At 71.0% G+C, this 11,916-nt stretch carries 11 protein-coding genes; 7 read left to right on the forward strand and 4 right to left on the reverse strand.

All coding sequences use genetic code 11. The annotated features are described in order from the left end of the window. Window positions 1–47 precede the first annotated feature (47 nt). The 5 genes from ACGFSC_RS14475 to ACGFSC_RS14495 all read left to right on the forward strand — a co-directional run bounded on the left by ACGFSC_RS14475 (window position 48) and on the right by ACGFSC_RS14495 (window position 6,101). Window positions 48–1,199 (forward strand): sensor histidine kinase, encoded by a 1,152-nt coding sequence (locus ACGFSC_RS14475; RefSeq protein ID WP_359896772.1) that lies wholly within the window; start codon window positions 48–50, stop codon window positions 1,197–1,199. After that, window positions 1,196–1,885: a response regulator transcription factor gene (locus tag ACGFSC_RS14480; RefSeq protein WP_359896775.1), complete on the forward strand. Its 690-nt coding sequence runs from the start codon at window positions 1,196–1,198 to the stop codon at window positions 1,883–1,885. Before ACGFSC_RS14475 ends, ACGFSC_RS14480 begins: the two co-directional genes overlap by 4 nt. Before the next feature lie 554 nt (window positions 1,886–2,439). Further along, window positions 2,440–2,601 carry a hypothetical protein gene (locus ACGFSC_RS14485; RefSeq protein ID WP_359896777.1) on the forward strand — a complete coding sequence of 54 codons (162 nt, stop codon included), beginning with the start codon at window positions 2,440–2,442 and terminating at the stop codon, window positions 2,599–2,601. Window positions 2,602–3,563: 962 nt separating this feature from the next. Further along, window positions 3,564–4,487: an acetoacetate decarboxylase family protein gene (locus tag ACGFSC_RS14490; RefSeq protein ID WP_359896779.1), complete on the forward strand. Its 924-nt coding sequence runs from the start codon at window positions 3,564–3,566 to the stop codon at window positions 4,485–4,487. A gap of 15 nt (window positions 4,488–4,502) precedes the next feature. Next, window positions 4,503–6,101: a succinic semialdehyde dehydrogenase gene (locus tag ACGFSC_RS14495; RefSeq protein ID WP_359896780.1), complete on the forward strand. Its 1,599-nt coding sequence runs from the start codon at window positions 4,503–4,505 to the stop codon at window positions 6,099–6,101. A gap of 15 nt (window positions 6,102–6,116) precedes the next feature. Here ACGFSC_RS14495 and ACGFSC_RS14500 read toward each other — a convergent pair whose 3' ends face one another. Then, window positions 6,117–7,091 (reverse strand): alpha/beta hydrolase, encoded by a 975-nt coding sequence (locus tag ACGFSC_RS14500; RefSeq protein WP_359896783.1) that lies wholly within the window; start codon window positions 7,089–7,091, stop codon window positions 6,117–6,119. Between the two features lie 252 nt (window positions 7,092–7,343). On the opposite strand from ACGFSC_RS14500, the gene ACGFSC_RS14505 reads away from it, so the two are divergent. After that, on the forward strand, window positions 7,344–8,045 hold the full coding sequence (locus ACGFSC_RS14505; protein ID WP_359896784.1) for a type 1 glutamine amidotransferase domain-containing protein: 702 nt from the start codon (window positions 7,344–7,346) through the stop codon (window positions 8,043–8,045). Window positions 8,046–8,152: 107 nt separating this feature from the next. Here the strand turns inward: ACGFSC_RS14505 and ACGFSC_RS14510 are convergent, their stop codons facing one another. From ACGFSC_RS14510 to ACGFSC_RS14520, 3 genes are all read right to left on the reverse strand, one after another. Next, complete coding sequence (locus ACGFSC_RS14510) at window positions 8,153–8,509, reverse strand: hypothetical protein (protein ID WP_359896786.1); 357 nt, start codon at window positions 8,507–8,509, stop codon at window positions 8,153–8,155. A gap of 127 nt (window positions 8,510–8,636) precedes the next feature. After that, the gene (locus ACGFSC_RS14515) at window positions 8,637–9,596 is read right to left on the reverse strand and encodes an NAD(P)H-quinone oxidoreductase (RefSeq protein WP_359896787.1); all 960 of its coding nucleotides are present in this window, start codon (window positions 9,594–9,596) and stop codon (window positions 8,637–8,639) included. Between the two features lie 99 nt (window positions 9,597–9,695). Further along, on the reverse strand, window positions 9,696–10,319 hold the full coding sequence (locus tag ACGFSC_RS14520) for a TetR/AcrR family transcriptional regulator (RefSeq protein ID WP_030394835.1): 624 nt from the start codon (window positions 10,317–10,319) through the stop codon (window positions 9,696–9,698). A 90-nt stretch (window positions 10,320–10,409) separates the two neighbouring features. Between ACGFSC_RS14520 and ACGFSC_RS14525 the strand changes: the two genes are divergently transcribed. After that, window positions 10,410–11,669, forward strand: a complete 1,260-nt coding sequence (locus ACGFSC_RS14525; RefSeq protein WP_359896789.1) for an NADH:flavin oxidoreductase/NADH oxidase family protein — start codon at window positions 10,410–10,412, stop codon at window positions 11,667–11,669. Window positions 11,670–11,916 lie beyond the last annotated feature (247 nt).

Here is an 11,916-nt window from a genome sequence, read left to right on the forward strand (position 1 = left end):
CTCCGGGCTGACAGGCTCCGGGCCCCCGCTTGGATAGCGTGGCCGGCATGGGCGACGGGGAGTCACGGCCGCTGGTGGCCGGACGTCTGCGGGACGGACAGTGGCACGGCGTGGACACGGTCGCGGCCGTGCTCCTCGCCCTGGCGTTCGGCGCGAGCGAGACGCGCAGCGGTGGCTGGGGAGCGGGAGCGGTGGCGGCGGCGGTCTGGCTGCCGGTCGCGGTACGGCGCAGATGGTCCGTCCGGGTTCTGTACACGGTCCTGGCCGGAGCGGTCCTCGCCATGGTGTTCACCGGATGGGAGGAGTCCTGGGTCCCCGTCGGGGCCGCCCTGTACACGGTGGCGGCGCGGGAACCGCGGCGCCGGTCCGCGACGGCGCTCGGCTGCTCGCTGGGCGCCGTCGCGGTGGCCATGGCCCTCGTACCGCGACCGGTCCCGGCCTCCGGGGTCGCGTCGGGCGTCGTCTTCGCCTCCTTGATGATGACGCTGCCCTGGCTGGTGGGCACCGCGCTGAGAGAGCAGCGGTCGTACGCGGAACTCGCCGCCCGGCAGGCCGTGACGGACGAGCGCCTGCGGATCGCCCGCGAGCTCCACGACGTGGTGGCCCATCATCTGACTGTCATCGCGGTACGGGCCGAGGTGGCCCGTGCGGTGGCCTCCACCAACCCGCAGGAGGCCGAGCGGACCCTCGCACTGGTCGGGACAGCGGGCCGGACGGCGCTCACCGAGATGCGCCGCATGCTCGGCGTTCTGCGGTCACCCGGTGACGGAGCCGAGTCGGGGACCGCCCCCGGTCTGGCGGACCTGCCCGCGCTCGCGGACGGCGCAGGCCCACGCGTGGAGCTGTCCGTCGACCCGGATCCACCGCTCCCCCCGGGTGTGGAACTGGCGGTTTACCGGATCGTTCAGGAAGCCCTCACCAATGTCGTCAGGCACGCGGGATCGGCGGACTGCCGGGTGAACCTCTCCCGGACGGGTCCCGAGGCGGTCGAGATCGAGGTCGTCAACGACGCGCCGTCCCGGCTCCCGCCCCGTTTCCCGCCCCGGTTCCCGCCCGGGCGTCCTGGCGGCGGGCACGGACTCGTCGGGATGCGGGAGCGGGCGGCCATGTGCGGCGGGACCCTCTCCGCCGGCCCCCTGGCGACGGGTGGATTCCGGGTGCACGCGCGGCTGCCCTGCGGATCGGAGACAGCACGGTGAACCGGCCGGTCCGGGTTCTCATCGCCGATGACCAGGCGCTGTTGCGGACGGGCTTCCGCCTGCTCATCGAGAACGCGCCGGACCTCACCGTCGCGGGCGAGGCCGTCAGCGGCGAGCAGGCCGTCGAACTCGCCCTGCGGCTGCGGCCCGACGTCGTGCTGATGGACATCCGGATGCCGGGCACGGACGGTCTGGAGGCCACCCGGCGCATCTGCGCGGACCCGGACGCCGTCGGCACCCGGGTGCTGATCCTCACCACGTTCGACCTGGACGAGTACGTGTACGCGGCACTGCGCGGCGGAGCCAGCGGATTCATCCTGAAGGACATCCTCCCCGCCGACCTGCTGACAGCCGTGCGGGTGGTCGCCGCCGGCGACGCCCTGCTCGCGCCCGCGGTCACCCGCCGTCTGATCCGCGAGTTCGCCGGACGCCACGAGCCGCGCCCGCGACTCGCCCGGGAGCTGGCGGGCGTGACCCCACGGGAGCGGGAAGTGCTCCGATTGGTGGCCCGGGGACTGCCCAACCGCGTGATCGCCGAGCACCTGGGGCTGAGCGTCGCGACCGTCAAGACACATGTCCGGCGGCTGCTGGCCAAGCTCCACGCCCATGACCGGGCCCAGCTGGTCGTCATCGCCTATGAGACCGGCATGGTCACCGCGGGCGGGAACCTCCCGTCCACGGGCTGACGCCCACCGGCTGGGACGGTGCACCGCCTGAAGGGGACTGCCCCGGAGGTGGGTCGTGCCGACCCCGATCGGTCCCGGGGAGGTCTGCTCCGTGGTGTCGAGCGCGCAGTTCCAGCGCGGGCGGTTCTCGGGCCGTGCGAGGTGGGCGAAGAGCACGCCGACGGGCGCGTCGACGGTCAGGGTGTTCTCGAATCGCACGATTTCTCCTTCCCCGGCGCGGTGTCGGCCGGCCCCGCGCGGCTCCGTGTGCGGCGGTCCTCGGCGTCGGTGCGGCGCTCGACCGGTCCGGCCGCGACGACGCGTTCGACCAGCCGGCCGGGGTTGGTGCCGCTCTCGCGACGGCCCGGGCAGGGATCCGGGCACCGAATCGCCGCCACGCGGAACCTGGGAGCTGATCGGCATCAAAGCCTTCGATCAGTAGGCAATTTCTTGAACGGAACGTTAAATGCAAGGCCTTGCCCCGTATTTGGGTGTAGGCTCTGAAGCACAGAGGGTGGTCCGAAGGGCCGGCATGACGATGATGCCGACGAATCACCCCGGACAGGGGGAGCATCATGATCTACCACATCGAGGTTGCGCGGGCGACGATCGACGAGCGCCTGCGGGAGGCCGAGAAGCACCGCCTCACGCGCGCGCTCCGGCTCAAGAGCCGCGCCGAGCGCACCACCCGACGCGCACACCGGGCCCTGGCAGGCCTGATCGGCCCGGCCGTATGAGCATCACCCTCTGAGCATCACCCTCGACGGGCCGCCACCGCAGCACCGGTGACGGCCCGTCCGCTGTCTGCAGAGAAAACTCCCGGTGAACCGGCCCGGTCGGCCACACACGGACGCATGCCGCAGCCTCGCCCGGTGGGCGTGAACCACAGCCTCGACCCGGAGGCCGAGAAAGCCGACCGGGAGCGGGGCCGGACAGGACCTGAAGGCCCGCAGGACACGGGACGCTCTGCCGACCGGCGAACAACTCGCCCAGGCCGCCCGGCACGCCCGGGCCGCCCGCGAACGCCTGACGGCCCTGTACGCCGTCCGCTCCTCCAGGGCGGGTTGCCAGCCCTCCAGGTCAGATCACGACCAGCGCGCGGGTCGCGGAGCTGGCGAGGCTCGCGGCCGCCATGGGGAGCTGTGCCGAAGCACGATAGGCGTCACCAAGGCAGGCTTGTTGTCACCAAGCCCAACGGGGGATCGATCGGGGCGTCACCCCGGGCGGGCGGAAGGATCGCCTCCGCGTGCAGCAACAGTGGGATCGACTGCCATGGCGCCAGCGGCTGAGCGGCAGAGGGCACACGGGATTTAGTTGCTCTAGCGGTATACAGCCGCACGCTGGTATTTGAATTAACGGATATTTGAAAGGAAGGGCCTACGCGGTCGCCATGGATCCCGCGCTCACCGCCCTCGCCGGCGACTGGGCCGCCCTGTCCCTCTTGCAGGGTTGGGTCGAGGTGCGCGTCGAACATTCGCTTCAGGCCCGGCACGGCCTGAGCATGCGGGAGTAATCGTTGCTGGAGGTGCTCAGCCGCCGGCACGACGGTCTCGGTGGGCGGCTGGCCGCATGGTCGGCAGGCCAACCCCGGCGGCCGTGTCTGTCTGCGGAATCCCCGTGCGCCCCATTGTTGACGGTGCTTACATCGCGACCTATAGTCATGTGTACACCGCTTACATGACTAGTGAGGAGCCGGGCCATGTCTTCGGCGCAGAAGGACACCACCGTCAAGGTCGACTTGGGCGGCCGCACGGTCACCGTCCCCAAGGGGGGTCTGTACGACCGGTACCGGATGAACCCCGACCTGGATGAGATCGCCCGGGACCCCCGCGTCAGCGGGGTGGACTTCTTCCGGCAGCTGCCCAAGATCAAGGTCGACTCCCCGATCGGCCCCACGCTCACCCCGAACTTCTACTACAGCGTCTCGACCGCCCGGATCACCATGCTGGCGCCCTCCAGCACGATCCGGACCAGGCTGCCCGGCGAGCTCGCGCCGCTGGAGATCGCCCCGGGCCTCGGGCTGATCTCGGTCATGTTCTTCCGCTACGACGTGTGCGACATCGACTTCTACACCGAGGCCGCCGTCGGCATCGCCGTGAAGCCCGCGCGGCACGGCAAGCTCGGATTCTTCGACCTCGTCGCCGGCCTCAAGAACGAACACCTCGACTCCTACGTACTGTCCCTGCCGGTCAGCACGGAGATCGCCCAGGTCCGCGGCCACGACGGCTACGGCTTCCCCAAGTGGGTCACCGGCCTCGACGTCGACATCGACGAGCGCCGCACCACCGCCCGGGTCACCAACGACGCCGGCGGCCTCGACCTGTCGCTCCAGGCGACCACGCCGAAGCAGACCGCCCACCTGAGCGGCGACCGCGTCAGCTCGCTCACCTCCTACACGACGATCAACGGCGCATGGCACTCCACCCTGAGCCAGACCAACGTGCTGAACGCCGGCACGACGCGCCTGCCGCGTGACGTCCGCCTCCAGCTCGGCGAGGGCCGGATGTCCGACGACCTGCGCTCGCTCAAGCCGATGCGGACCATCCAGTTCGACGTGATGACCGAAGGCCAGCTCGCCCTCCACATGCCGGTCCCCACCTCGGTCCAGCGCCGGAACAAGTAGCAAGGAACCCTCGCCATGGCCACCGCACAAACCGCCAGCCCCACGGCCGCCCGCGCCCAGGGCCTGCCCGCCTCCATCACCCCGGCGCTGATCGAGCGGCTGACCGCACGGGTCTCCGCCGCACCGAACGCCGCGCGCGTCACCACCAGCGCCCCGTACTCCGGCCACCCCCTGGGCGACTTCCCCATCTCCACCCCCGACGACGTCGAGGCCGCGTTCGCCCGCGCCCGCGCTGCCCAGGCCACCTGGGCGGCCACGCCGATCGCGGAGCGCAAGAGGATCATGCTGCGCTTCCACGACCTCGTCCTCGCCCGCCAGGAGGAGGCGCTCGACCTCATGCAAGCCGAGAACGGCAAGACCCGCCGCGACGCGTTCCTCGAAGTCGTCGACATCGGGATCGTCTCCCGCTACTACGCGCGCAACGCCGCCAAGTACCTGAGCCCAAAGCGCCGCCGCGGCGCGATCCCGCTGCTCACCCACACCACCGAACTGCGCCACCCCAAGGGCGTCGTCACGGTGATCTCCCCGTGGAACTACCCCCTGAGCATGGCCGCCAGCGACGCCATCGCCGCGCTCATGGCGGGCAACGCCGTCGTCCAGAAGCCCGACACCCAGACCGCGCTCACCGCCCTGTGGTCGCTCGACCTGATGTACGAGGCGGGGCTGCCGGCCGACGTGTGGCAGATCGTGGTCGGCCGGGGCAGTGCCATCGGCGGCGCCCTGATGGCAGGCGCCGACTACATGATGTTCACCGGTTCCACCGCCAGCGGACGCCAGATCGCGAGCGACGCGGGCCGGCGCCTGATCGGGGCCTCCCTCGAACTCGGCGGCAAGAACCCGATGATCGTCCTGGACGACGCCGACATCGACAAGGCCGCCGCCGGCGCGGTCAACGCCTGCTTCCCCTCGGCCGGCCAGCTGTGCGTCTCCGTCGAGCGCCTCTACGTCGCCGAGTCCGTCCGCGACAAGTTCGTCGCCGCGTTCGTCGAGCGCACGAAGAAGCTCAGGATCGGCGCCGCGTACGACTACAGCGTCGACGTCGGCTCCCTCACCACGCCGTCCCAGCTGGGGACCGTCACCGAACACGTCGACGACGCCGTGGCCAAGGGCGCCACCGTCCTGGCCGGCGGCAGGGCCCGCCCGGACCTCGGCCCCCTGTTCTACGAGCCGACCATCCTCACCGACGTCACCCCCGAGATGACGGTGTACGACCACGAGACCTTCGGCCCGGTCGTCTCTATCTACTCCTTCCGCCACGTCGAGGAGGCGATCGCACGGGCCAACGCCACGCCGTACGGCCTCAACGCCAGCGTCTGGTCCCGCAACGGGGCGCGCGGCCGAGCCGTCGCCGCCCGCGTGCACGCCGGCACCGTCAACGTCAACGAGGCCTTCGCCGCCGCGTGGGGAAGCATCGACGCGCCGATGGGCGGCATGGGCGACTCCGGACTCGGCCGCCGCCACGGCGCCGAGGGCATCCTCAAGTACACCGAGGCCCAGACTGTCGCCCACCAGCGCATCCAGGGCTTCTACCCGCCACAGCGCGTCAGCCCCGACACCTGGGCCGCCCTGCTGACCGGCACGCTCAGGGCCATGAAGGTGTTCGGCGTCCGCTGAACAGTGTGGGGCCGCTCAGTCGCCGTGGAGCGCTGTCCTGAGGGCATCGATGGCAAGTTTGCGGGCGACGTTGGCGGCGCGGGTGTCGCGCAGGCTGTCCAGGAGCAGGAAGTCGTGGACCATGCCGGCCACGCGGACGGACGTGACGTCGACGCCGGCCTCGCGAAGCTTGTTGGCGTACTGCTCGCCCTCGTCGCGCAGGACATCGGCCTCATCGGTGATGACCAGGGTGGTGGGCAGCCCCCGCAGCAGCTCCAGTGGTGCCTGGAGTGGCGAGGCGTGCGGCTCGGCACGCTGGGCCGGGTCGGTGGTGTAGGCGTCCCAGAACCACTTCATCCCGTCGCGGGTGAGGTAGTAGCCCTCGGCGAACTGCAAGTAGGACGGGGTGTCGAAGTCGGCGTTGGTCACCGGGTAGAGCAGGACCTGGGCCTTGAGGCCGATGCCGCCGCGCTCCTTGTTCATCAGCGCGAAGACCGCGGACATGCAGCCGCCGACCGACTCCCCGGTGACCGCGATGCGCGAGGCGTCCAGGCCGTGTTCCGCACCGTGCTGGAGCACCCACTGGCCTACGGCGTAGTTCTGCTCCACCTGGGTGGGGTACCTGGCCTCCGGCGCGCGGTCGTAGACGGGGAAGACGCCCGCCGCGCCCGCGCCGACGGCGAGCTCCCGGAAGAGGCGGTCGTGGGTCTTGTCGTCACCGAAGACCCAGCCCGCGCCGTGGATGTAGAACACCACGGGCAGCGGTCCGGTGACGCCCTTGGGGCGGATGATGCGGGTTCGCACGGTGCCCCACTCGCCGGTGTCCACCTCGACCCACTCCTCGTCGACCTCGGGCCGGGGCACGCCCGGGTCGGACTGCAGGCCGAGCAGGATCTCGCGGCCCTTCTCCGGCGGGACCTCGTAGAGCCGCGGGTGCGGATCGGTCGCCTCGCACAACTCCTTCGCGGCGGGCTCCAGGTACGGCGTGAGCGGCGCAGGAAGCTCAGTCATCTTCTCTCCATGTCGCGGGCACACGTGTGCCGTGCTCGTGCGGCCTCACCGGCCGGGCCTGACGAACCCCCGGCCGAACCTCCCCTCCTCCTATCGTCGGATCCCGCGCGCGAGGCGCAACCTGTAGCCCTGGCCGCGGACCGCGGCTCTCACCGGGCGGGCGCCCACGGCGGCGCCGAAGATCGAGACAAACGGAACACGACGGCAGCCGTTCGGACGGACGGCCCCGTCATCACCCGGAAAGGCGAGAACATGACCCGTGCCCTCTTCGTCGTCACGGCGGCCGACCACTGGACGCTGAAGGACGGCACCAGGCACCCCACGGGTTACTGGGGCGAGGAACTGGCGATGCCGCACAAGATCTTCACCGAGGCCGGATGGGAGATCACCATCGCGACCCCCGGCGGGAAGCGACCCACCCTGGACAGGATCAGCATGGGCCGCACCGCCGGCCTTCCGGGCACCCTCCGCGAAGTCGCCGACTACCTCGCCACGATCCAGGACGCACTGGACGCCCCGGCCTCCCTCAGCGACGTGAATCCCGACGACTTCGACCTCGTCTTCTACCCCGGGGGACACGGCCCCATGGAAGATCTCTCCCACGACGAGGTCTCGGGAGCGCTCCTCACCAGGCAACTCGCCTCCGGCAGGCCGCTGGGTCTGCTGTGCCACGGCCCCGCCGCGCTGCTCGCGGCCAGGACCAACGACGGTTCCTGGCCCTTCGCCGGATACCGGATCACCGCGCTGTCCAACTTCGAGGAGAAGCTGAACAGCTTCGGACGCAAGGCGTCCTGGTTCCTGGAGGACCGGCTGCGCGAGAGCGGCGCGCACTACACCAAGGGAAAGCTCCCGCTCCTGCCCCACATCGAGGTCGACCGCACTCTCTACACCGGCCAGAACCCCGGCTCGGCCAAGCAGCTCGCCCACCGTATGGTGGCCGACCTGGCCCACTGACACGGGCGCGAGCCCGGTTCTTCAGGCCGGATCGCGAACGGTCCGAACAAGCGGAGCAGGGTGGCGGACCGCGGTCCGCCACCCTGCTCCGGCTTCGGATCCGTGCTTCAGCTCTTCGGCGCTTTGGACGCGGCGAGCTGGCCGGGCATCTCCTCCATGGACTTCTGGGCGGGCCGGTAGCGCACGCCCGGCGCACGACGGCTCCTGGCCCTGTCGCTGCGGAGGTCGAAGCCGATGTTGCGGCGCACGTACTCGCGCGGGAGTCCGATCACCGGCGCGAGGGCGACCGCGAGAGGCTCGGGAACCGCTCGGCGCGGCAGCCCCGGCTCGGCCCCGTGGACGGGAAGCAGCCTGCGGCTGAGGTCCACGATGTCGGTGGTCTCCGCCACGACGAGGTGGCGGCCCTCCGCCTCGGGCAGGAAGGCCGCCGTAAGGTGCGCGTACGCGGCCTCGCGGACGTCCACGACGGCCCGGGCGATGCGGGGTGCGCCGAAGCGGGCCCCGCCACTGGCCGTCTGCCCGGCGATGGCGAAGCTCTCGCTGGTGGGGTCGGGGGTGAGCGAGGGGCCGGTGTCGGTGGAGTTCCTTCGCTCAGTCGTTGACGAGGATGATCTTGCCGGTGTGTCCGCCCGCCTCCATGAGGCGGTGCGCCTCGGCGGCGTCGGCGAGCGGGAGGGCGCGGTCGACGACGAGCTTGACGGTCCCGTCCTCGATCATCGGCCAGACCCGTTCGCGCACCTCGGCGATGATCGCGGCCTTGTCGGCGGCGGGGCGGGTGCGCAGGGTGGTGCCGTGGACGGAGGCGCGCTTGAAGACCAGCTCGGCGAGGTTGAGCGGGGCTTCCAGGCCGTCCTGCAGGCCGATGACGACCAGGCGCCCGTCCGCTGCGAGGGAGCTGATGTTGCGCTGGAGGTACCGGCCGCCGATGACGTCGAGGATGACGTCGTAGGGTGCGTGCTCGGCGAAGTCCTCGGTGCGGTAGTCGACGGTGACGTCGGCGCCCAGCTCCCGGGCGCGGGCGGCCTTCTCCGGGCCGCCGACGGTGGTGACGACGCGGGCTCCGAGGGCCTTGGCGATCTGGATGGCGGCGGTGCCGATGCCGCCGGCGCCGCCGTGGACGAGGAGGCTCTCGCCGTGCTCCAGGCGAGCGGTCATGACGAGGTTGGACCACACCGTGGCGACGGCCTCGGGCAGGGCCGCCGCCTCGACGAGGCTGAGGCCCTTGGGGACGGGCAGGAGCTGGCCCGCGGGAACGGCGACCTTCTGGGCGTAGCCGCCGCCGGTGAGCAGGGCGCAGACCTCGTCGCCGATCTTCCAGCCGGTGACGCCTTCGCCGATGGCGCTGATGCGCCCCGACGCCTCCAGCCCGGGGTAGGGGGACGTGCCGGGGGCGAGGGGGTACAGGCCCCAGCGCTGCATGATGTCGGCCCGGTTGAGGGCGGTGGCGGCCACGTCGATGACGACTTCGCCCGCCGCGGGGGTCGGGTCCTCGACCTCGGTCCACTCCAGGACCTCAGGGCCGCCGAATTCCTTGATCGTTATTGCCTTCATGGTGCAAGTCCGTTCGCATGAGCCAAGAAATGTTTGCACTGCACACATTAGGACGCTAAGTATGCAGTGTCAACATCTACCCGTCGGACTCGGCCGCTGCTAGGCGTCGACCTGCTCGGCCGTCGCGGCCTTCGGCTGGGGCTGCCCAGGAGTCGCGGTGAGCAGTGCCTGGACGGCGGCTCGGACCTGGGCCGACACCGCCCCGGGGGTGGAGGTGTCCAGCTTCCCGTCCAGGTGCAGGAAGGCCAGGCCGTGGACGACGGCCCACACGGCGGTGGACAGGGCCTCGGGGTCGGAGCCGGCGAAGACGCCGTGGACGATGCCGCGGACGTACTCCCAGATGGCGGCGGTCGCCGCGACCCGCTCCTCGCTCGTCGGATCACAGGGCTCGGCGAACATCACCCGGAACAACGCCGGACGCTCCAGGGCGAACCGGACATAGGCGACCGCGACCTCGGCGAGGTCCTCGGGCGTGCGCGGTGACGGGTGCGCCGCCGCCAGGTGGTCGGCGAGCTCGGCGTAGCCCTCGGCCGCGACCGCCGAGACGAGCGCGTCGCGGTCTGCGTAGTGGCGGTAGGGGGCGGTTGCCGACACCCCCGCCCGTCGAGCCACGGCCCGCAGGGACAGCCCGGCACTCCCGTCCTCCTCCAGGAGTTCCCGGGCGGCGCGCAGGCATGCGGCGCGCAGATCGCCGTGGTGGTACGAGGCACTCACTTGTGTCATGGGTCACTCTCTCCAATGTTTGCACCGCCTACATTATTGGCTTAATGTAAGCGATGTACACATCCTAGTCGATGGAAGAGGAAGAATCAGATGGCCAGCGAACTGTTCACGCCGCTGCCCCTGGGCTCCGGGGCGGTGCTGCCCAACCGGATCGCGAAGGCGGCCATGGAGGAGAACATGGCCGGCACCGGCCAGCTCCCGGACCAGCAGCTGATCGGCCTGTACCGGCGCTGGGCCGCCGGCGGCACCGGGCTGCTGATCACCGGCAACGTCATGGTCCACGCCGAGGCCCTGACCGGCCCCGCAGGTGTCGTCCTGGACGAGGCCGCGCCCCTGGAGCCCTTCGCCGAGTGGGCGAAGGCCGGCAAGTCCGCCGGCGGGGCGATCTGGATGCAGATCAACCACCCCGGCCGCCAGGTCGCCTCCGACATGCCCGGCGTCGTCTGGGGACCGTCCGACCTCGGCGTCGACCTGGGCAAGCACAGCGGCCGCTTCGGCCGACCGAGCGCCATGACCGCCCAGCAGATCGAGGCCACCGTCAAGCGCTTCGCCGTCACGGCCGCGCGCGCCGAACAGGCCGGCTTCGACGGGGTGGAGATCCACGCCGCACACGGCTACCTGCTGTCGCAGTTCCTGTCACCGCTGGTCAACAAGCGCACCGACGCCTGGGGCGGCTCCCTGGAGAACCGGGCCAGGATGCTCCTGGACACCGTCCGCGCCGTCCGCGCCGCGGTCTCCCCGTCATTCACCGTCGCCGTGAAGCTCAACTCCGCCGACTTCCAGCGCGGCGGCTTCGACGCCGACGACGCACGCCGAGTGATCGAGTGGCTGTCCCTGCTCGACGTCGACCTGGTCGAACTCTCTGGCGGCAGCTACGAGAGCCCCGCCATGACCGGCCGAGCCACCGACACCCGCACGCAGGCCCGCGAGGCGTACTTCCTGGAGCTGGCCAAGGACCTGGTCACCACCAGCCCCGTCCCGTTGATGCTCACCGGCGGCATCACCCGGCGCACCACCGCCGAACAGGTCCTCGCCAGCGGCGTCGCACTCGTCGGCATGGGCACCGCCCTCGCCATCACCCCCGACCTCCCCGACCACTGGTTCAACGGCCGCGAGGCCGACCGCCAGATGCGACCGGTCACCTGGAAGGACAAGCCCCTCGCCTCAGCCGCCAGCATGGCCCAGGTCCGCCGCCAACTGCGCCGCATCGCCCGCGGCAGCAGGCCCAGGCCCGGCATCCACCCGGCGATCGCCCTGCTCGGGGAGCAGCGTCAGCAGCGCCAGGCCCTGCGCCGCTATCGTGCGTGGCTGCCCACGCGCCTAAAGGCCGCAGGCCACCGACACCCGTAGCAGCCGGCACGCATCCTGGTCTCCGCTGTCCGGCGTCAGGGGCCCAAGATGCATGCGTATGTGCCTTTCCGACCGAAGCTGCCATGACGGATTTCAACCCGCGTCGGCGGGTCTGATGGCTTCGACGGGGTCAATGAGCATCAACGTGATGTCACCAGGAGCGGGCGGACAACTTCCCAGCATCGCGTCCTGGGATATGGGGAGTCGCCCCTACAGTCGGTGAAAAGCAGGGACTACTCGTCAAAGG

The sequence above is a fragment of the Kitasatospora sp. NPDC048715 genome (assembly GCF_043198905.1).
Classification (GTDB): domain Bacteria; phylum Actinomycetota; class Actinomycetes; order Streptomycetales; family Streptomycetaceae; genus Kitasatospora; species Kitasatospora lactacystinica.